General features: G+C 42.6%; 16 protein-coding genes and 1 pseudogene. 14 read left to right on the plus strand and 3 right to left on the minus strand.

The window, feature by feature from the left end:
* Positions 1-28 precede the first annotated feature (28 nt).
* From H580_RS0120655 to H580_RS0120670, 4 genes are all read left to right on the plus strand, one after another.
* Positions 29-1501: a protein adenylyltransferase SelO gene (locus H580_RS0120655; RefSeq protein ID WP_028596474.1), complete on the plus strand. Its 1473-nt coding sequence runs from the start codon at positions 29-31 to the stop codon at positions 1499-1501.
* 45 nt (positions 1502-1546) lie between these two features.
* Positions 1547-1999 carry a GNAT family N-acetyltransferase gene (locus tag H580_RS0120660; RefSeq protein ID WP_028596475.1) on the plus strand — a complete coding sequence of 151 codons (453 nt, stop codon included), beginning with the start codon at positions 1547-1549 and terminating at the stop codon, positions 1997-1999.
* A 271-nt stretch (positions 2000-2270) separates the two neighbouring features.
* A complete protein-coding gene (locus H580_RS0120665) occupies positions 2271-2768 on the plus strand; it encodes a hypothetical protein (RefSeq protein WP_028596476.1) in 498 nt (165 codons plus the stop codon).
* Between the two features lie 304 nt (positions 2769-3072).
* The gene (locus tag H580_RS0120670; protein WP_028596477.1) at positions 3073-3435 is read left to right on the plus strand and encodes a hypothetical protein; all 363 of its coding nucleotides are present in this window, start codon (positions 3073-3075) and stop codon (positions 3433-3435) included.
* A gap of 110 nt (positions 3436-3545) precedes the next feature.
* On the opposite strand, the gene H580_RS25005 is transcribed toward H580_RS0120670, so the two are convergent.
* From H580_RS25005 to H580_RS0120685, 3 genes and pseudogenes are all read right to left on the minus strand, one after another.
* Positions 3546-4526: a zinc metalloprotease gene (locus H580_RS25005; protein WP_036605596.1), complete on the minus strand. Its 981-nt coding sequence runs from the start codon at positions 4524-4526 to the stop codon at positions 3546-3548.
* Positions 4527-5032: 506 nt separating this feature from the next.
* Positions 5033-5907, minus strand: a pseudogene (locus H580_RS25010) (pentapeptide repeat-containing protein).
* 223 nt (positions 5908-6130) lie between these two features.
* Positions 6131-7300 carry a DUF418 domain-containing protein gene (locus H580_RS0120685; RefSeq protein ID WP_028596478.1) on the minus strand — a complete coding sequence of 390 codons (1170 nt, stop codon included), beginning with the start codon at positions 7298-7300 and terminating at the stop codon, positions 6131-6133.
* Between the two features lie 185 nt (positions 7301-7485).
* Between H580_RS0120685 and H580_RS0120690 the strand changes: the two genes are divergently transcribed.
* The 10 genes from H580_RS0120690 (at position 7486) to aspA (ending at position 21093) form a co-directional block, all read left to right on the plus strand.
* Positions 7486-8166, plus strand: a complete 681-nt coding sequence (locus tag H580_RS0120690; RefSeq protein WP_028596479.1) for a response regulator transcription factor — start codon at positions 7486-7488, stop codon at positions 8164-8166.
* Complete coding sequence (locus tag H580_RS25015) at positions 8163-9977, plus strand: sensor histidine kinase (RefSeq protein ID WP_051217616.1); 1815 nt, start codon at positions 8163-8165, stop codon at positions 9975-9977. The genes H580_RS0120690 and H580_RS25015 overlap by 4 nt, the downstream gene beginning before the upstream one ends.
* A gap of 226 nt (positions 9978-10203) precedes the next feature.
* Positions 10204-11640, plus strand: a complete 1437-nt coding sequence (locus H580_RS25020) for a spore germination protein (RefSeq protein WP_051217617.1) — start codon at positions 10204-10206, stop codon at positions 11638-11640.
* Positions 11641-11650: 10 nt separating this feature from the next.
* Positions 11651-12760, plus strand: a complete 1110-nt coding sequence (locus H580_RS0120705) for a GerAB/ArcD/ProY family transporter (RefSeq protein ID WP_028596480.1) — start codon at positions 11651-11653, stop codon at positions 12758-12760.
* Positions 12761-12781: 21 nt separating this feature from the next.
* Positions 12782-13909, plus strand: coding sequence for a Ger(x)C family spore germination protein (locus H580_RS0120710; protein ID WP_028596481.1), 1128 nt, complete (start codon positions 12782-12784; stop codon positions 13907-13909).
* A gap of 123 nt (positions 13910-14032) precedes the next feature.
* Positions 14033-14254: a cold-inducible protein YdjO-related protein gene (locus H580_RS0120715; protein WP_028596482.1), complete on the plus strand. Its 222-nt coding sequence runs from the start codon at positions 14033-14035 to the stop codon at positions 14252-14254.
* A 171-nt stretch (positions 14255-14425) separates the two neighbouring features.
* Complete coding sequence (locus H580_RS0120720; protein ID WP_028596483.1) at positions 14426-15418, plus strand: S41 family peptidase; 993 nt, start codon at positions 14426-14428, stop codon at positions 15416-15418.
* Positions 15419-15503: 85 nt separating this feature from the next.
* Positions 15504-18644, plus strand: coding sequence for a GNAT family N-acetyltransferase (locus tag H580_RS0120725; RefSeq protein ID WP_028596484.1), 3141 nt, complete (start codon positions 15504-15506; stop codon positions 18642-18644).
* Between the two features lie 3 nt (positions 18645-18647).
* A complete protein-coding gene (locus H580_RS0120730) occupies positions 18648-19508 on the plus strand; it encodes an amidohydrolase family protein (protein ID WP_028596485.1) in 861 nt (286 codons plus the stop codon).
* Positions 19509-19668: 160 nt separating this feature from the next.
* Complete coding sequence (gene aspA / locus H580_RS0120735; RefSeq protein ID WP_028596486.1) at positions 19669-21093, plus strand: aspartate ammonia-lyase; 1425 nt, start codon at positions 19669-19671, stop codon at positions 21091-21093.
* Positions 21094-21222: the final 129 nt, after the last annotated feature.

Here is a 21222-nt window from a genome sequence, read left to right on the forward strand (position 1 = left end):
ATAAGCCACAATCGATAAAGGAGATACGATGATAGAGAACAACGAAATGATAGAGCCAGGCTGGAAGTTCGATAACAGTTACGTACGCCTCCCGCAACTATTTTTTACAGAGCAACAACCTACGCCTGTGCATGCTCCGGAAATGATTATATTCAACACTCCGCTGGCACAGTCTTTAGGATTGAGCGCAAATACGTTGAACACCGAAGAGGGACTGGCCGTATTTGCTGGCAATCACGTTCCTGTCGGAGCTGTGCCATTGGCTCAAGCTTATGCGGGCCATCAATTTGGATATTTTAATAGATTAGGGGATGGGCGTGCGCTGCTTATAGGAGAACACATTACGCCTCATGGTGAGCGATTTGATATACAGCTGAAAGGCTCCGGTCGAACACCTTATTCTCGCGGAGGGGATGGGCGAGCAGCACTTGGACCGATGCTTCGCGAGTATATCATTAGTGAAGCGATGCATGCACTGGGGATTGCTACTACTCGCAGTCTAGCGGTAGTTACTACGGGAGAGTCTATCTACCGCGAAACGGAGTTGCCAGGCGCAGTGTTGACTCGCATAGGTGCCAGTCATATCCGTGTGGGTACGTTTCAATTTGCAGCCCAATTTGGAACGGTTGAGGATATTCGTGCGCTGGCCGATTATAGCATTCAAAGACACTATCCGGGCATTTACGACCATGAAAACCGCTATCTGGCGCTGTTGCATGAAGTAATAAAGCGTCAGGCTGCACTAATTGCAAAATGGCAGCTCGTTGGCTTTATACACGGGGTAATGAATACGGATAACATGGCGATTAGCGGTGAAACGATTGATTATGGTCCGTGTGCGTTTATGGATCGCTATGATCCAGCTACGGTGTTCAGTTCAATCGACAGGGACGGTCGCTACGCTTACGGCAATCAGCCTCGTATTGGTGCATGGAATTTAGCAAGATTGGCGGAAGCACTGCTGCCGCTTATTCACGAAGATGAAGAGCAGGCGGTAGCAATGGCAGAAGATGCAATTGCAGACTTTATCGAGCTGTATCATGTAAATTGGCTTGAGGGTATGCGAGCGAAGTTGGGAATTTTTAATGAGGAATTAGAGGATTCCTCCCTAGTTGAAGGTCTTCTCAGCATGATGAAAAAGTACGACGCCGATTATACGAATACGTTTCGGGCATTAACGTTGGATCAACGAGAAGCTACGGCGTTGTTTGACTCAGTGGAATATGCAGAGTGGCATGAACGTTGGCAAGCGAGATTGGGCAGACAGAAGCAATCGATTACGGATTCGCAGCAATTAATGAAGAACAGCAATCCTGCAATCATTCCACGAAATCATCGTGTGGAGGAGGCTTTGGAAGCCGCGGAAAAAGGGGATCTCACAGTTATGGAGCGACTGTTGCATGTTCTGGCGAATCCTTTTACGTATTCGGAAGAGCAAGTTGAGTATATTTCGCCACCTCCAGCAGATGCCTGTCCTTATCAAACGTTCTGTGGTACGTAAATCGTAGACACGGAGCATTATCATTAGTCAATGAGGAGAAACATAATGGAAATACGTAAGCTACATGCTCATGAACCTGCTCCTATGGACTTGCTGCTGCTAGCAGATCCTTCTGAATCGATCGTGACAGAATATGTACAGCGAGGGCAATGTCATGTTGTTGAAATAGAAGGCAGCATCGTGGCTGTTTATGTGCTGCTGCCTACAAGACCAGAAACGGTAGAGTTGGTAAATGTGGCAGTACACGAGGATCTGCACGGACAAGGAATAGGGAAGCAGGTCGTTAATCACGCGATTGTTCAAGCTAGACAGCAAGGCTATAAGACAATTGAGATCGGCACAGGCAATTCAAGTGTAGGACAATTAGCGTTATATCAAAAATGTGGATTCCGAATTGTTGGTGTGGATATTGACTTCTTTGTGAGAAACTATCCTGAGGAGATTATTGAAAATGGGATTCTATGCAGGGATATGATACGTATGAGCCAAGATTTATAGTTGTATAAGCTGATAAAATGAATAATGACAAGGTTGCGGCCGCTGCTCAGTATATTGCTGGGAGCGGTCGTTTTTCGTTATACACATATAAGCACCCGAGGTGGAATGCCACTTCGTATTTCGGAAATATTTTACACAAAATCAACATTCCGTTGACAATACATTAATATATTCAAGTTACTATATATCAGTACTTAAACATATGAGCTAATAAACCGATATAAGAGATATCGAATATGCTGTTTGAACCTCAAGGGAGCTAATCGCCACAATGAATCAACATCCACGTAAAAAAAACATGGTTATGGAACAATTGATACATAAGGAAGATAAGGGACTCGTGTTAGAAATCCCATTCAACATGTCGTCTGCTACAGAACGACTTCATATAGAGATAAAGGTAGAGGCGCTGGGAGAGGGAGCCAGCGTAATAGATTTGGGCTTCCAGGATGCGGACGGTATGCGCGGTTGGAGTGGAGGGACAGATATTGCTTTCCAATTAGGAAGGGGTGTGCCAACTAGAAGCTATGAATCCCCGGAACTAGAGACCGAGATAGAATGGTCGGTGCTGCTATACGCTAATGAAGTGCCGCAAGCAGGATGCCGTGTGACCCTACATCTAACTTGTCATCTGATGGCTCCTTGTAGGCACAAAGATAACAAGTACAGTGATTATTTCCCCAATATTGAGAAGAATTTGAATAGAAACTTTGACATCAGCACAAGTCCAAGCTGCACTTTGAGTGAATTAGCTCGTTTGAAGGATTAATTTTACAGGAAGTAACAGAAATGAATAGGAATTAAGGCGAGTGTAAAAAGATGAAACTTAGGGTGTTTGAAGTGTATGGAAAAGGCAATCAGAACAGTGATGTTATCGATAAACACTCTCCTTTTGTTCTGAATGGAAGGCGTTAGGTGCAGGCTCTATGTCTAGTTGGAATTTGAAAGGTATTCGTCTAATGTTTTGTACTTAACAGTTGTATGAGAGTATGATGGCATAATTAAACCAATTGTAGGTCAAATTATGTGGGTACGATCACGGATAGAATGCCGACTCAAAGGAGATTACACACATGACAAATACCAAAGCAGTCATACAGGTACAGGCTTTTATTAAATCAGTTGAGAACGATGTGACGACAAATGGCTATGCCCAACATTATCTTAGACTTCACGAAGTTGTCGTTATGCATGCGGAAGGCATTAAAGTAGCAGACATTAACAAAGAAATCACCGCTTTCATTCGCTATGGTGATGAGCATAGTTTTCCCGAGCCGATAACGGGCTTAGCGGCAGGGCAATCGCTTGAAATCAAAGGCGTTTATTTGGATAAAAATACGCTAGATCCAATTGTCGGAAGTCCAGATGATGCGGTGTTGTATTATGCACATCGTCCAGTAGGCTATGTTGTGTATGGCGGGAAACGCTACGAATAAGACAGCTAATGAGGAAGTACATAGTATCGTGCAAATAAAACAGCCTGCCTCCTCTTCGAGGATAGCAGGCTGTTTCATTTGCACATTTCGAATAAGATTGTTGTATATATTTACAGAAGCAGCTCTTTGGAATCAGGAGAACTAGGTGAGGACAAGAAAGATGATCTCGGGCCTTGCAAGCAAGCGTGCATACGCTCTACCTGTTCGTCCGTAAACATAACCATGGCTGAATCATTTACGTAGTCCATAAAGTTCATGAACATGTCTCCATCCGGGCCATTCGTACAGGAGATCTGAGGGAAGCTTGGAGTGCCAAAGTTAGGTCCGTCTTGATTGGGCGTATCATCGACATGATCGGTACCTGTACATTCGGTGCCCGGTTCCATACCGTCATCTCCCCATATATGACGAAGATCGAGCCAATGCCCCACTTCATGAGTGAGGGTTCTACCTAGATTAAAAGGTGCTTCTGCGGTCCCCGTTGTACCAAATGCTTGATACGTAACGACAACACCATCCGTATGAGCTGGTCCTCCTGGAAATTGAGCGTATCCAAGTATACCGAAGTCTAACACACATACCCAAATGTTCAAGTACTGATCGGTTGGCCAAGCATCAATCCCGCCTGCTGCGGTTATTTTACAATCATCATTCGGTGAAAAGGCGGTTATGGCCGTTTGCGTTCGAGTGATCCCTGTCGTAGGAAGTCCTTCTGGATCCACGGTCGCTAAATAAAACTCAATGTCAGCATCTTCTGCGGTATCCTCCCAGACAGGCGGAACTTGAGAAATATCTGGGTTTTGTTTACGGAAATCTTGATTGAGCACAATCATTTGGCTAGCAATCTGTTCGTCTGAAATGTTCTGTTCTGGCTTATTCCAGAGTACATGTACAACAACAGGGATGCTTATCACATCACGTTGCCCGACACGCGCAAGCATGACATTTTGCCGGTAACCAGCTTCAATCCGTTGACGTTCTTGTGCATAATGCTCAGACTGTGCTAATAGTTGCTGATGGACATGTAAGGTAGCGCATGTTCTCCTTAACGGCAGGTCTGTTGTTGGAAGTTTAGCTTGTGGTTCGTTCATACCTATCCCTTCTTTCCATTGAAATGTGGAGATAAAGAAGATAGTAATGACAATAGATGTTGGACTAGAGCTACTAGACGCCTCAGGAATCAGTCAATGGGTGGATGATGTTGGTTAACATCTTGTTCTAGAAGAACTTAATTATACCATATTTGCATCCGATTGTAATGTCACGATTTGTGTCAAAGTGATTGGATAACATACAGATAGCAGCTTAGTGGCTGGCTGTTGATTAAGTGAATATTTATGTATGCTTCAATTGGTTTTCCTGCAAAAATGCATCTTTTCAGGATGGATATTGCTCGGTTTGACTTAATAGATGTAAAAGTGCAGTTAATTTTCCACCCTGAATCGATAATGCAAGTAAACCAGTGCAAATAACTGCATATCTGCAACCATTTTGGTCTTATTTCGGTTTACAGCACTTAAAGGATGCACTTTTGCATCAACTTGACCGCGAGGAGCAGCTCGAAGCTTAAAAACTAATTTTCATTTGATAAGTATTATCACTTGTCTATCCAGTGTTCAGGGGCAAGAAGACCAGTAGGTAACTTCGTGTTCTTATCGCCATTGGCCGAATTTACTTGTGCTTGTGTAAGAAATATACTGCCTTCAAGATTAGCACCTCTTAGGTCAGTGTCTCGTAAATCAGCGCCAATCAAATCAGTCATTCTCATATCGGCATTTTGGAGGTCAGCAGCAATAAAGAGAACACCTCTCAAATTTCCACCTTTTAGATTAGCCCCACTTAAATTCGCGCCAATGCAATCTCTTCCTTTGATCAAATTACGTTGATTGTCCATGAATCTGCTACTATTCCTTACATTAGAACGTACCCATTCACTTGCTTGCACCAGCAAGGGGTTAATTGTAGCACGATGATCAGCAATTGGAAGTTGCAAGATAGCTGATGGTGTAAGTTGAGTTGAGTTAGACGCTCCGTTTCTACGATAGCTAGCTTCAAATGTTCATGAATCGGTTGGGCCTCTTTTAAATGAAGTGCTTCATGTAGGTAATAAAGTATTTCATGGAGCTGCTGCATAATCGGCAGTACATTGAACATTTCCTTAGCTGTAGCGGTATTGTCTCGCCAATCTTGCCCGTCGTATGTATATTGTGAAACTTTTTGTCCTGCACCAAAGCATTCATAGACGGTGCAGCCTCTGAAGCCGCTTTTTCTCAACTGGGTATGAATGCTGCAGCGATAATCTTCCTGTAAGTTGCGACAAGGTATACCGCCAGCTTTATCAAAAGCAAAATCTGCCGTTTTTGCATAGGGCAGAGCGACACAGCATAAGCCAAGACATGTTTCGCAATCTGCACGATATCGATTCTTTATCAGCTTGTTATCTATTGAAGCCGAATTCAAGTTAGTGCACATCCTTAATAAGATTATAGTGTCTTTACGTATTCGACACTTGGTTTTGTTAATCCTTGGTAAGGATTATAAATGAGCTATCATAGTGATATTGGAGCAGTATTTAATTTGACACAGCTGACAACTGAAATAGCTGCTTACTTATGCGTTCTCATACAACAAAGAGTGCTGACGAATCAAGCACTCTCTGTCATGTAAATATTAACGATTTATCTCCGTGTAACATTTACTGCATATTACTCGTAGTTGTAGACGTGCTAGCAGCCGAAGTGTCCACTGCGGTAGATTTCTTAATCGGTGTCCATTTCCAATACGTAATCATTCTCCATAACCACTCAATAGGGCCATATGCAAATCGAGATAGCCACCAAGTGCTAACTTTGGCCTGCAAGACAATGGTAACACAGGCAATGATAATGCCCCAGAATACACCGACACTGTGAATCAGGCCGAAGCCTTCAAACCATTTGCCTGCTGGTATGAACAATAAGCCGAATATAATCGAATGCGATACATAATGGGTCAGTGACATTTTACCTACCTCTTGAAACGGCTTGAAAAATCGTCCGCCAAGTCGAGTTGTAAATAAGTACATAATGGCGAACATATAGCCTAAAGCGGTCAATCCACTAGCGATAACCAGCAAATCCGCCCATGCTTCAGCGCTATCTGAAAATATAAGCATAGCCTTGATTGGCCAACCAATAATTAAAAATAAAATAGCAAGTATACCGTTCCGCTTCCGGTTGTCTTCCACTCGATGGAACCAATTGCTGTGCATCATATACATGCCGAACAGAAAATAGGGCAGCACTTCAGTAGCAGAAGCCCATAGCAAATGAAAAGTGCTCTGCATAGGGTCCCATATCGTAGGTGAAACAAGATGAATCAAATCCATTACATGCCACAGTGGTTTGTCTACGATATCAAGTGGCCGTATGAGCAAGGATATGACGGGTGCTGACATCCAAATGAGAAGTGAGCTTATTAGCCAAGTCTTCGGTTGACGTCTAAGGAACAAGAGAAGAAGCAAGCCAGCGATCCCATATGTCGATAAAATATCAAATTTCCAAAAATACATATAATGAACGATTCCTATACCGAATAAGAAAAGAAAGCGGCGCAAAAACGTAATTCTTACGCGCAAGCCTCTGCGCTCTAAGCTGCGAAGCAGAATAATAAAGCCTACGCCGAACATAAACGAAAATATGGGTCGATAACTACCGCTGGTGAACGTGTTTATAAATGTAGACAGTGTTTGCTCAAAGTTGCTTAGTTTACTTATATCTTCTGGGGACGGGTACTGAAACATAATCATGTGCAGTAGTAAAATACCGAATAATGCAAATCCTCGGATCGCATCTAACACGTGCAGGCGTTCCGTTCTCAATTTCATCACTCTCCACTCCAAATGTAAGTTCTCTATGTTCGAACCATTTCATCGTAAGTGCTGTTGATGTCAAAGATGTGTCAGGCATCAATGAAAAAAGACACACAAAAAACATAATGATCGTTTACAATATTTAGGTAAGAAAATAGAATAAGCCCTTTCATGGCTAGCACAAAAGGGGAGAACATAACATGGGGTATAGTGTACTTATCGTTGAAGATGAGAGTCGAATTCGTGAGATTGTAACCGATTATTTTGAACAAGAAGATTGGATCGTACATGAAGCAGAAAATGGGAAGGAAGCAATGAATATGCTTCTTACCTTAACAGTGGATTTAATTATCGTTGATATTCTCATGCCTGAGATGGACGGATGGAGTGTATGCCGCCAAGTTCGAAAGCGATCGGCTGTGCCGATTATTATTTTGACGGCGCGAAGTGATGATGACGACAAGTTAATGGGATTTGAACTGGGGGCAGATGATTATGTGACAAAGCCATTTAGTCCCAAAGTACTCGTCGCAAGAGCAGCGATGTTAATGAAGCGAGTGGAAGGTACGGTAGGTATGGAGCATCAATTGATCAAGTTCGGCAGTATTTCGATATACAAGCAGGGTCGACACATTGAAGCGGATGGCAAGCAAGTGGAGCTAACACCAAAGGAATTCGATATTCTCATGTATATGTACAAGCATAAGGGAATTGTAATTGCTAGAGAGACACTGCTCGATCATATATGGGGCTATGATTACGATGGGGAGCTGCGGGTTGTGGATACTCATATTAAGAAGCTGCGGGCCAAATTAGGATCAGGAGCTTCTCATATACGTACGGTTACAGGTTCTGGTTATAAGCTAGAGGTGAAGGCATGAAAAAGCGAGGCATTACGTTTAAGTTATTTGCGCTCACTTCAGCAATTTTTGTGCTGTTTTACGCCTTGCTCACTGCAGGTTTGTTTATTTTCTTCGAACAATTTTATGAAAAACATAATATTAAAACGGTTAAAGACAGTTTATATTCGTATATAAAAAAGTCATATGAAGAGGAGGCGGGTGAATCTCAATACGTACTGAAGAACGAAGCGCTTATGGCAATACTTGAACCCGACGGCAGCAATCTTTACTCGAACCCCTTTGTCATTGAAATTCTTGTGAAAAATAAAGGAAGCTATTACGTACCTCTTTTTATGTTCTATAACAATAAAAAGCTGCTTGAAGCAGGTGTAAAAAACGGAGATTATATTACGCTCACAGGGCTGCCGGGAAAAAACATGGCGATATCTAAAAAAATGAACAATCGCTTGTTCTATCCGTATACGATTACCTATAAAGATCAAGTCATAACTAGCGGCCCTGAGGAAAAGGTAGACACGAATGGGATGACGCAGATATCAGGAGTTATTACAGGGATCAATTATCCCGATCAACCTTTTGAAGATGCACCGTACGATGAGCGTAATCAGTTAATTGCAGAAGAGATTGATAGATTGTTCCCATTAACAGATGCCGAGCTAAGTCTACTCGGTTCAGGCAATTCTATGGAAGTTACGTGGGTGGACAGCAAGACTGGGGCAGATCATCTCATTGAAATTCAACCTATATTGCAATATGGTCATTTAAATGAGCTTATATTTTCCGTTTCGGCCCATCAAGAAATTGGCGAGAGCTTTGATGCGCTGAAGACGTATTATATCTACATAGGTATTGGAGGATTTGTTGTTATCATCTCGTTATCCTTTATTTTCTCCAAAATTGTGAGCCAACCCATTTTGAAAATGAATCATGTAGCTTCCCGGATGGCACGACTTGATTTTTCTGCGGTCTCTGAGGTTAAAAGCTACGATGAGATGGGGAGCTTATCTGAAAGTTTGAACAGCCTTTCTAACAACCTACAGCGTTCCATGAGTGAGCTGCAAGATGCGAATGAGCAATTGCAAAAAGATATGGAACATAAACAAAAGATGGAACAGCTTCAGAAGGAGTTTATAGCGAACGCCTCTCATGAATTGAAAACGCCGCTAAGTATTGTGAAAAGCTACGCAGAAGGTTTGTTGGATGACGTAGTTGTACATAAAAGGACTCGATATACAGAGGTAATATTGGATGAAGCGGGTAAAATGGAGACGCTAGTGAACGATATGCTGGAACTAGCCAAACTGGAATCACCCGTGACAAAATTGAAGTTGGACAGCTTTTCGCTGATTGCTTTGTTGCAAGAAATTATTGATAAGCTCATGAAACATTTACGGGAGAAAAATGTAAATGTCATTATTCATACTCATGATGAGGCAGACGAGGCGTTGGCAGATTCGAAGCGCATTGAACAAGTGCTTACGAATATTCTCGTAAATGCAATTCGTCATTCAGATGCCAAGAGCACGATTTCGGTGACACTCAAGCGTGAGCAGATAGAAGGTAGCCACTATGTGCATGTGCGAATCGATAATCATGGAGAACCTATTCCAGAAGACCAATTGTTATTGGTATGGGATCGATTTTATCGTGGAGAGCAGTCCCGCAATCGTAAAATGGGTGGGACGGGCCTAGGTCTCGCTATTACGAAACATATTTTGGACTTACATGGAAGTAGGTACCAAGTATTTAATACAGAAAAGGGAGTGGCGTTCACATTTACGCTTCTTTCGGAGCAGAGGGATGTTAATATCTCTACAATTAACGAGTAAGAATGTTATAGGAAAAAGGAATGAGGTTTAAAGTTAATAAATTGTCCTGTGAAGCATCTTAGTTGTGATAAGAAGAGATCTGCATTCTTATCTGTCAACTAAGATGCTTTTTATATGCCATCACGCATCATTTAGGCTGTTCCATTGAGGTGCTTTTTTACTCATTCATCAATATTTTCTAGTTGGTGAGCCCATAATAAGGGTACGAAGGAAAGCGGTGGTGAAAATGAGCATACTCAATCGTCTGCATGATGTATTTGCGGAAAACTGCCAATGGACGTGCAGATTTTTAAGTATTCATGGTAGAACGGTTCACGTTATGTTTTTAAACAATGTGGCAGATGACCAGTTATTAAGTGAAGGAATATTGAAACCGTTGCAAAAGCTTGATTCGCATGAAGTAGAGCAGTTGTCGCCAGACTTTATGCTTAGGCAGCTCCCACTCAAGAAAGGGGAATTATCGCGAGATCTGGATCAAATATGCCACAAGCTTATGCTGGGTTGGAGCTATGTATGGATTCAGGATGGTGCGGAAGGTCTGTTAATGTATACAGCAGCTTCTCATGAACGTTCGTTGAGCAAAGCTGAGATTGAATCAGATGAATATGGACCGCAAGTCGCCTTTGTTGAGGAACTATCCACCAATTTGTCTTTATTATATAAACTGCTTCCTGATTCTAAGCTCTGTGTTAGTTCTCTGGAAATAGGAAATGTATCAAAAACAGTGGTTAATATTGTTTATTTGAAAGAGTATGCGAATGAGGATCAAGTGGCTCTACTACGCTCCCGAATTTCATCCTTACAACATATTAATGGCATGCTCGATTCGTTGAAGCTAGCGCAGTTGCTTGATGATAATGTAGCGACGCTCTTTCCAACGATGCTGCATACAGAACGCCCTGATCGGGTATGTCAGGGCCTGCTGGCGAATAAAATCGCCATCTTTGTAGATGGTAGTCCGTTTGCCGTGCTGTGTCCCGTTACGATTTATGAGTTCTTTCATGCTGGAAGTGATATGTATCAGCGCTGGATAGTTGGCATGCTCCTTCGTTTGCTGCGAATGAGCGCAATGATTGCTTCGGTATTTGTTACGTCTTTATATGTTGCGGCCATTACCTTTCACTATCAAGTCATTCCGCCTGAGCTGTTAAAGACGTTAATTCAATCCCATAGCAGAGTCCCATTTCCACCTATATTGGAAGCATTATTGTTGGAAGTCATGATAGAACTGCTTCGTGAATCCAGTATACGGATGCCAAGTAAAGTGGGACAGACGATGGGGGTAGTCGGTGGTATCGTTATTGGACAAGCAGCTGTGGATGCAGGATTTATTAGTAATATTTTGCTCATGACCGTAGCATTAGGCACGTTGTCATCTTTTGTTGTATCGAACTTCGCAATGGGAAATTCGCTGCAAATTATTCGATTCCCACTTATTATCCTCGCAGGTACATGGGGTGGAATTGGGATTGTCGTAGGGGCTTGTTTCATCATCATCCATTTAGCCAGACAAACGAGCTTAGGTGTTCCTTACTTGCAGCCTATGAATATTTTAGCTGGAAAAACAGATGAACAATCGGTGCTGCGAATGATCTGGAAATGGGTGAAACGTGAGAATGGCAGCTATCGTATCCGTAAGCCGAAGGAAGACTTTGCAGATTAGGGGGTGTCTTATGAGCAAAAAAGAGGTGGAAAGTCAGACACTCCTTCACCCTATGTTTACAATGGTGTTTATGTTTGTAACCCAAATATCCATTGGCATGTTGGCTTTTCAAAAGTATGTGTATGATAAATCCGAGCATGACGCATGGATTTCTGTTATCGTCGCAGGTTTAATTGCTCATGGTGTTCTGTTTCTTATATTGAAAACGTTAAAGCGATATCAATATCAGGATTTATTTCATATCCATGAACGGTTGTTTGGAAAATGGTTTGGCGGTGCGTGCAGTCTAATTCTAGTCTGCTACTGGTTCAGTGTCTCCGTCTATATTTTGCGTAACTATATCGAAGTCTTGCATATATGGATCTTTGCAGAAGTGCCGACATGGGTTTTTACTACTTTGTTTTTTGCGTTGATTATGTATGCGTTATCTGGCGGATTAAGAGTGATTGGCGTCGTAGCGCTCGTGAATCTCCTGTTAGTAGGCTGGATGGCGGCACTGCTCTATATACCAATTAGTCAAGCAGAGTGGAAGCTTCAGCTGCTACCTATAATGGAGGCTGGTTTGGGGGACATTATGTTGGGATCTTTAGCCATGGGTGCGACAATAGGGGGATTTGAGGTTGTGTATTATGTAAGTCATCGGATGAAGCAGCCGCATCGAATTAGTACATATGCCCAACTTGCATTGCTTTTCGTTAACATGCTCTACGTCATTGTTATGCTCGTATCCATTGGCTACTATAGTGAGCGCCAAATTTTAAATAACTCTTGGGGAACGTTATCTTTATTTAAAATTGTGAAATTTGCGTTTCTGGAAAGACTGGAGTTCGTGTTGATTATGCTGTGGCTGCTTATTATTGTGGCAAATTTGCTTGTGAACTATTGGATTATGACGCAGGGACTCCATCGAGTATTCCATGTCAAGCGTAAATATGCGTGTGTGGGTATTATGCTTATCGCGTTAATTTGCAACATCCTATTGCAGACAGGAGATCAATTAGCTGTAGTTTCTGTATTTGTCGGCAGGCTCTCCATCTTATTCTCGTTTGCTTATCCAATCGTAATTTATATTGTTGCCCACATCGTGGAGTATATCAGATCTCGAGCCAAGGAAGCGTGATGACGTATTAAAAATAGAGAGATGAATGGGATATTTTCCGTCTTCTATGTGCTGTTACTCCTTGTGGTGGTGACGGGTTGTGCAGAGTCAAAAATTATTGATAAACTAGGTATTTTAGTTGCCGTTGGTTACGATAAAGCAGCGGAGGACAGCGGCGACCGCATACGCACCACCGTTCTATCTTACAAGCCAGGTGAAACCTCCACGAACACGGTTCCGACTAGCGCTGCCAATAATACAAGTAAAGGGGTCCGTGAAAAGCTTAGTCTACGAACCTCGACGAAAGAAGTAATCGGACAGCTGCGGGTAGCTGCTTATGGTGAGCCTCTTGCGAGGGAGGGCATTATTACCCTTACCGATACGTTCCAACGAGACTCTGAGATTGGAACGAGTGTTTACCTTGCCGTGGTGAAGGGTTCCGCAGAACGATTGCTGAACGCAAAAAATAAGCAGGGTGCAGGTACTGGGGATTACTTATATGATTTGATAAAAAAAAATATAGAATCGGGCATCGTGCCGTCACCATCGCTGCATTATTTTTTAAATGCATACTATCGAGATGGTAAAGATCCTGTACTGCCTTATATCGAGATGCAAGGAGATGAAATTCTCATTTCCAAGCTGGCTTTAATGAAAGATGATCGGATGATAGGTAGCTTGAATTTAACGGAAAGCTTCTTAGTCAAAACAATGATGGGCAGCAATCATTTCTTGACGCACGAGATTGAATTGGATATAGAGCGCCTTCGTAAATATTACAAGCCAACGTTCGATAAGCTCTATGTCACGCTCTCCCATGTCATGACGAAATCACGTGTTAAACTTATCAATAAAGATACGCCACAATTTCAAGTCCAGATTCGGTTGAAGGGTGAGATGGAAGAGATTAGTGATCTCGTCAATCTTGAAAAAGCAGAAGTTATTCATGCATTGGAGCGGGAAGCAGAGAAAACGCTGAAATCAGAATTTGAGGATGTTATGAGAAAGCTTCAGAAGAAAAAAGTAGATCCTGTGGGATTCGGAAGTCATTATCGTTCATCGGTGCGTGTGAAAGACTTTACAGCTGAGAAGTGGCGCGAAATGTTCAAAGAAGCACGATTCGACTTTGATGTAAACGTAACTTTTGTAAATGTTGGTATTACGAGCTAAGTATAGGTCTTTGTGCTTAGGGAATCTTACAATAGGCATGGGAAATCTTTTGACTTCTAGCGTAAAGAAATGATATATTAATCGATATTATTTTATTCGTTAGTTGAGAAGGGATGTACGCAAGTGACAGCAAGTGAAGACATTAAGCCGAATTTAACACCTACTAAAATCTTGAAATGTAGAAATGCGGAATGCAAAGTATGGGTACGCGATGAATTTGCATCTACGGAACAAACATGTCCGATTTGCAAAGGGCCAATGATTAAAAGTATTAAACATTTACCTGCTGTACAAAACAAAATTAAACGTCAGCCACGCAAGCCGAAGTCGGAGTTTGATATTTAAGATTTGTTTGCTGCTAATGAATAACGAGCATCTAGGTGATAGATGGCTCGTTTTTTTATGCGTACTTTTATTTAAATATGAAATATATGGGAAATTATATAGTTCATGTGGTAGAAATACCCAGATGCAAGCTATATAATCACCTTAAAAACAATAATGAGGTGCTGCTCTATGAGTAACCATATTTCCAATGAATTGCGCCAACAAATCATTGATAGCTTGATAGATTGTTTAGTTAACAACTATGTATTCCCCGATAAAGCGGAAGAAGCTGCTCGACATATTTGTGTCAAAGCAGCAAACCATGAATATGATCATGTAACTTCTGGAGAAACGTTAGCTTCCCTACTTAACATACATATGAGTGAGGTCATACAAGATAATCACCTTTTGTTGCAGTTTGACCCGTTTATACGGCAAGAACATGATCGCGTAGATATGGAGGAAATGAGGAAAGACATGTATGCACATCTCGCGCAGACGAACTATGGTTTTCAAAAAGTGGAACGTTTGCAAGGGAATATTGGATATATCGAGTTGACTAATTTTGAGGACCCTGCTGTTGGAGGGGAAACGGCCGCTGCAGCGATGAATTTGGTAGCTAACACAGAAGCTCTTATTTTTGATCTTCGCAAAAATGGCGGCGGTACGCCTTATATGGTTGCACTACTAAGTAGTTATTTGTTTGAAGGGAATGTGGTTCACCTCAACAATATTTATTGGCGAGAGGATGAGTCGACTGTCCAGACGTGGACACTGCCCTTCGTACCAGGGAAACGATATGTGGACAAGCCTGTCTATATCCTTACAAGCAGTCAAACATTTTCGGCTGCTGAAGAATTTACTTATAATTTGAAGCACTTGAAACGGGCAACGATTATCGGTGAGGTGACGAAAGGTGGCGCTAATCCATGTGATCGCATTCATCTTCACGATCATTTTGTTGCTTTTATGCCTGTTGGTTGCAGTATTAATCCTGTTACAGGAGCGAATTGGGAAGGTTCTGGCGTAATTCCTGATATTGAGGTTACTGCAAATGAGGCATTCCAAGTAGCCTATGCTGAGGCATTGCGTCATGTACAGAGATTATCTGAGGGAGATATTCATACTGTTCATCCAAGCGTTCAGAAAGAAGTAGAGGAAAGGTTGAAATCTTTATACTAGCACGATTCTTTATAATTATGGAAACTATTTCCTTGAATGTGCGTAATACTGTTATTTCGACCAAAACAAAAGTGAGGTGAACGTAATGTCGAGTGTTGTGAACATTGTCACTTACCATCCAGATTATGCGGACAGCATCGCGGAGATGTGGAATCGCAGCCATGAACACTGGGGAAGCAATACTTCTATATACACAGGTAATCAAATTAGGGCGGAAGAAGAAAACTCGGATGCGCTCGTCGTATTTTTAGCTATTTGTGAGGATCAAGTAGTAGGTTATTGCAGTGTGTGTGAATATCGAGAAGATACAGGTGCCTTGTATATAAACTTCCTTAATGTTCGTCCTGACTATCATGGTCATAAGATCGGCAAGCAACTCGTGCTCCGTGCTGTTGAAGAGACGATACAACGAGGCTGGCCGCGCATTGATCTATATACATGGGAATCGAATATGAAGGCTGTACCGTTATATAAAAAGTGCGGGTTCTTCTGGGAGGACAGAGAAGATACGACACATTTCATGAACTTTATTCCTCAAGTTATGAATTGTGAAGCACTTGCTCCTTATATGGAAGGAATCGATTGGTACAATGACTCGACTCGTACGATTGAGGTAAAGCGTGATGGCCAAGAAACGAATGGCTTCCACACGTATACATATTCATGGAGCAAAAATAATCGTAATGTACGTGTTGATATTGAGCGTAGGGGCAGAGGAATCTGTCTTATTGAAACCGATGACTACAAAATCTCAGCCGAAGTGGAGCAGGCCAAGCCTGTGTTCGGGAAAACATACAGTATTCAATATAAGCTAGAGAATAAATCTAGCGCACCTCTTTATATTGAGCTTGCAGGCGAGGATGACAGAAATATCCAATTTGATTGGCAAGATGCTGTGCACGTTGAAACGGCTCAAGATTTACAGGCATCTTTCTTTGTTGGTGCCATTGAAGAAGAGCAAAGCGATTGGCGTACATGTCCCACTGTCCGCACGCGTATTCGAATTAACGGAGCTGAAGCGTTGCTGCAAGTAGGCGTTGTACCGAAACATCCTGCCAAAATCGTACTGCAGTCACCAGATATCCTTCATGCTGTAGGTGGAAATTATACGTTTTATATGGATATAGAGAATCATATGCCAGAGCCAGCCGACTTTTTATTTGAACTGCCAGAAGTTCCATGGTTGAACGTAGAAGAACGGACATTTCGAATCCGTCTTGGGGCAAAAGGACGGACTTCCTTACCTGTCCCATACCGCCTCCTGGACTATGGCTTTTACGAGACGAAGCTAACGGTACGAGCACTTCCCGACAACGGACCAGAAGTACAATTTCATCGCCGGGTTGGGGGCAAGTTCAGTGGTCCTGGTGCAATGATTACTGGGATGGATCATGATGCACATTGGGCGGTTAATGGTAAATATGTGCTTAAGTATGATAAGGAGGACAGTCATACTTTTATTACGTGCATAGGACAACCAAACGATCATACGATTGTACTGTACCCCCGAATAGGCAAGCCTTATGCGAGTGAATTTTCTAAAAAAAGCCCTACATCTACGGAATGGTTAGAAGAGCGGGGAGCTGTAGGCATCAAGCACACCTATCACTCAGATGCGTATCCAAATATCATTTTGTACAATTATGCGCTTGTATATGGAGATGGAACGGTTAAGTTGTGGCAGGAACTTGAAAATGAGGGAGATACGGCGACAACTACATCATTGACGCTGTCTCAGCGCATTACTCAAAACATGCATCGAGTGATATTGCCTTATAAAGGTCGTTATATTGAGACTACGAATTCTCACAGCAGCGACTATGACTATTGGGATGGTAGTCATATTACGGAGCCCTGGATATATTCCAGAAGAGGCGCAACGAGCATAGGATTGTGCTGGCCTGAGGCTTATCAAATGAACTTTGGTGATTGGTTTACAGAACTAGAGTATGAAGTTGGTAGTCTCCAACCAAGCGAGAAACGCTCCAGTGAAGCGATCACGCTCTCTATTGGCGGATTCGATAATTGGAAAACGTTTCGCTCGTATGCGCTTAAATGTGAAGAGGACCAATTACTTCGACTAACGCCAGATATTGAATTTATAGCGAATGGTAGTAATTCATTCGTTCATTCTGGGCAGTCAGAAGTGCAGCTCAGACTACATGACTTGAAGCAGAATGTATGGGATGGAGAAGTGAGCACTGGGTATCTAGATAAGAAGGGAAATTTCCAAATCATCTCTAGTGCCGAATTATCAGACGAAGAGGAAGAATCTGAGGTTGAAATGAATCTGCCAGCCATTACAGATGCAACTCAACTGGTAGAGATGGATGTGAAAATTGGCCCGCTGCAAGCTAAGTATTCTTCGATTCTGTTCCCGGTGTCTGTTGAACCTATCCGTGATCGGATTTATGCTCGCGATGGTTACTCCTTGTATGAAAGCTTTAATGGTCGAATTCGTATGGAAGCGGCAAGCGGTTACTACCCGGGCTTATGCACTTTAGAAGTAGACGGTCAATCATGGCTTGCTTCAGCATTGCCAACGTATGAGCCTAAGTCATGGTGGAATCCATGGCTAGGTGGAATGGGAGATTCGTTTGAAGAGTTGCATGCGAATTCGGTGTTGAAAGAAGAATGCGCAACTTCATTTGTAACCATGAAAGACAGTGCGGGTAATCTCTGGTCAGGTATCCAAGTATCATTCAAAATAAAAGCGCATGAGACTTACAAGGGACTAACTTGGAAGGGCTACTATCTTACACTGCCTAATGTGCCTGTGCTGGCTTACCTGTCAGACATTCATCAAGAAACGGGTACCTACTGGAATAGCAAAGGGATCACTACGGATCTATGGCTGAATACAAGTGCAGAACAGTCGGCTTGGCTGCGCACATTCCAAGCCGATGGGGAAATCATCTATTACCGTCTTGGCGAAGGAGAGTTGGATGTGAATGAGCATGAACATTATGCGGTCGGTATAGGGGAAGGCAGCCATATTATGCATGTAGTAACAGATGAATCCGTTCTAAAACCTCATATGTATTCGAACCAAGATGTGACGGTGTTATCTATCTCTAAATCAATGAGCTTGGCGCATGGAAGTATTTCGCGTAGTACACCTGTATTCCTTGCCTTTCATGATCAGCTGCTTCCGCGTACATCGTTGGCGCAGCTGCGGAATCTTACATTTCCACAATCTTGTAAGCTAGACGATAAAGGAGTGTAGCAGATGAAAATTATTGATGCTCATATGCACTTATCACATATCGATTCATTCCGAACGACTGCGCTGGAGCGTTCTCATGTCGATTATTCGGTATCAGGACTGCTGCGAGAATACGAGGAGAATGGGGTTTTACTTGGCATTGGGATGGGAGTAACGGAGTCGTCTCCTGGCGGATTCCCCGACAGGGAAGCGAATACGCCTATGGGGTTGGATATGTTGGAGCAATATCCACGACAATTCGTATATTGTCCGGGTGTGAATCCTTTTAAGCTGGATCAGTCCAATCTAGATGCATTGGAGCGGGATTTGCAGCGACCTGAGGCGGTAGGAATTAAAATATATTTAGGTTATTATCCGTTCTTCGCCTACGACGACGTGTACCAACCTGTATATGAACTGGCCAAGCAATATCAAGTTCCAGTCGTTTATCATACAGGGGATACGTATTCAGAACGTGGCTTGTTGAAGTATTCGCATCCGTTGACGATTGATGAAGTAGCGGTGCAGCATCGTGAAGTTAACTTTATGATGGCTCATTTTGGAGATCCGTGGGTATTGGATGGAGCTGAGGTTGTTTATAAAAATCGAAATGTATTTGCGGATTTATCTGGTTTGATGGTGGGGGATGCAGCAGAATGTTCGCGTTTGAAGGATTCTCCGCTCTTCTTCTCGCATTTACGTCATGCGGTCACGTATTGCGATCATTATGAGAAGATGCTGTTTGGTACGGACTGGCCTTTGGCTCCTATCCAACCCTATTTGCAATTTGTGCAAGAGCTGATTCCAGCAGGGTATCATCAAGCTGTATTTTATGATACAGCACTACAGGTATTTCCTAAGATCAGGCCTATAGTGGAATCGTAATTGTTGAATAGATGGTTAAAAAATTAGCTAATAAATATTAATTTTCAGATAGATATTTACGATCAATAGATATATAATGAAGTTGTAATTAACCATGATTTTATATTTTTAGCATAGTAAGCGTTTTACAAAATGAGAGAGAAAGAAAGGGATTCCCATGATGATTACGAGTCAATCCAGAGTAGAACGAGATTCTCTAGGGGAAAAGGAAGTCCCAGTGAATGCTTATTACGGCATTCAAACGTTACGTGCAGTTGAGAACTTCCCGATTACAGGTTACCGCATGGATGCGGAATTAATTCGTGCCTTAGCGATTGTTAAGAAGGCGGCTGCCATTGCCAATAAGGAAGTGAAGCAGCTTCAGCCGAACATGTGCGATGTCATCGTGCAAGCAGCGGATGAAATCATTGCAGGTCATTGGCATGATCAATTTATCGTCGATCCAATTCAAGGCGGTGCGGGCACTTCTATTAATATGAATGCCAATGAGGTTATAGCTAATCGAGCGTTGGAATTGTTGAACAAGCCTAGGGGAGAGTACGCATCGTTAAGCCCGAACAACCATGTTAACCGTTCGCAGTCCACAAACGATGTATTCCCGACAGCGATTCATCTTTCCGTACTTACTCATTTAGATAAATTGCTTGTTACCATGCATGATCTGCATAAAGCATTGTGCGCGAAAGCAGCTGAATTCGACCATGTTATTAAGATGGGCAGAACACATCTCCAAGATGCGGTTCCGATTCGACTTGGCCAAACCTTTGAAGCGTACAGCCGTATGTTGGCACGCGATATTAAGCGTATTGAGCGTACGAAAGAACATCTATATGAAGTAAACATGGGAGCAACCGCAGTCGGAACAGGTTTGAACGCCGATCCTAGATATATCCAGCGAGTTGTTGCATTGTTAGCCGAGCTATCTGGCTTCCCAATTGTGGGTGCAGAGCATCTTATTGATGCAACTCAAAATACAGATGCGTATACAGAAGTATCTGCAGCGTTGAAAGTCTGTATGATGAACATGTCGAAAATGGCTAATGACTTGCGCTTGTTAGCGTCTGGACCACGCGCTGGCTTCGGTGAGATTCGCTTACCTGCTCGTCAGCCTGGTTCCTCTATCATGCCGGGTAAGGTGAACCCTGTAATGTGTGAAGTTGTGAATCAAGTTGCTTTCCAAGTCATCGGTAACGACCATACGATCTGTCTTGCATCTGAGGCTGGACAGCTGGAATTGAACGTGATGGAGCCAGTTCTTGTATTTAACCTACTGCAGTCGCTTAGCATGATGAGCAATGTATTTACGGCTTTCCGTACAAATTGCTTGGAAGGTATCGAAGCGAACGAAGAGCGCTGCCGTGAATATGTGGAGCAGAGCGTAGGTATTATTACAGCGATTAGCCCGCACCTTGGCTACGAGGTGGCTGCACGTATTGCAAAACAGGCTACGGAGACGGGCAAATCGGTTAAAGAGCTGTGCCTCATGTACAACGTACTGACAGAAGAGGAACTGGATATTATTCTGAATCCGTATGAAATGACCAAGCCAGGTATTGCAGGGGCGACACTGTTCGATCGCGAGTAAAGTGTTGTATGGCACAATAGAATTCTACTATAGAGGCTGTTCCACATATGTAGACGTGGGACAGCTTCTTTTTCTTGTATATCCAACATTATTGAAATGCGAAGAAAGTAAAGATCCAGTATACTAATT

Source organism: Paenibacillus assamensis DSM 18201 (genome assembly GCF_000422445.1).
Taxonomy (GTDB): domain Bacteria; phylum Bacillota; class Bacilli; order Paenibacillales; family Paenibacillaceae; genus Paenibacillus_B; species Paenibacillus_B assamensis.

What these genes read in the sequence shown, in the direction of transcription:
- aspA (WP_028596486.1), top strand. Translation starts at nt 19,669, where the DNA reads ATGATTACGAGTCAATCCAGAGTAGAACGAGATTCTCTAGGGGAAAAG.
- H580_RS0120660 (WP_028596475.1), top strand. Translation starts at nt 1,547, where the DNA reads ATGGAAATACGTAAGCTACATGCTCATGAACCTGCTCCTATGGACTTG.
- H580_RS25015 (WP_051217616.1), top strand. Translation starts at nt 8,163, where the DNA reads ATGAAAAAGCGAGGCATTACGTTTAAGTTATTTGCGCTCACTTCAGCA.
- H580_RS0120710 (WP_028596481.1), top strand. Translation starts at nt 12,782, where the DNA reads ATGAATGGGATATTTTCCGTCTTCTATGTGCTGTTACTCCTTGTGGTG.
- H580_RS0120665 (WP_028596476.1), top strand. Translation starts at nt 2,271, where the DNA reads ATGAATCAACATCCACGTAAAAAAAACATGGTTATGGAACAATTGATA.
- H580_RS0120690 (WP_028596479.1), top strand. Translation starts at nt 7,486, where the DNA reads ATGGGGTATAGTGTACTTATCGTTGAAGATGAGAGTCGAATTCGTGAG.
- H580_RS0120655 (WP_028596474.1), top strand. Translation starts at nt 29, where the DNA reads ATGATAGAGAACAACGAAATGATAGAGCCAGGCTGGAAGTTCGATAAC.
- H580_RS25020 (WP_051217617.1), top strand. Translation starts at nt 10,204, where the DNA reads ATGAGCATACTCAATCGTCTGCATGATGTATTTGCGGAAAACTGCCAA.
- H580_RS0120670 (WP_028596477.1), top strand. Translation starts at nt 3,073, where the DNA reads ATGACAAATACCAAAGCAGTCATACAGGTACAGGCTTTTATTAAATCA.
- H580_RS0120730 (WP_028596485.1), top strand. Translation starts at nt 18,648, where the DNA reads ATGAAAATTATTGATGCTCATATGCACTTATCACATATCGATTCATTC.
- H580_RS25005 (WP_036605596.1), bottom strand. Translation starts at nt 4,526, where the DNA reads ATGAACGAACCACAAGCTAAACTTCCAACAACAGACCTGCCGTTAAGG.
- H580_RS0120720 (WP_028596483.1), top strand. Translation starts at nt 14,426, where the DNA reads ATGAGTAACCATATTTCCAATGAATTGCGCCAACAAATCATTGATAGC.
- H580_RS0120685 (WP_028596478.1), bottom strand. Translation starts at nt 7,300, where the DNA reads ATGAAATTGAGAACGGAACGCCTGCACGTGTTAGATGCGATCCGAGGA.
- H580_RS0120725 (WP_028596484.1), top strand. Translation starts at nt 15,504, where the DNA reads ATGTCGAGTGTTGTGAACATTGTCACTTACCATCCAGATTATGCGGAC.
- H580_RS0120705 (WP_028596480.1), top strand. Translation starts at nt 11,651, where the DNA reads ATGAGCAAAAAAGAGGTGGAAAGTCAGACACTCCTTCACCCTATGTTT.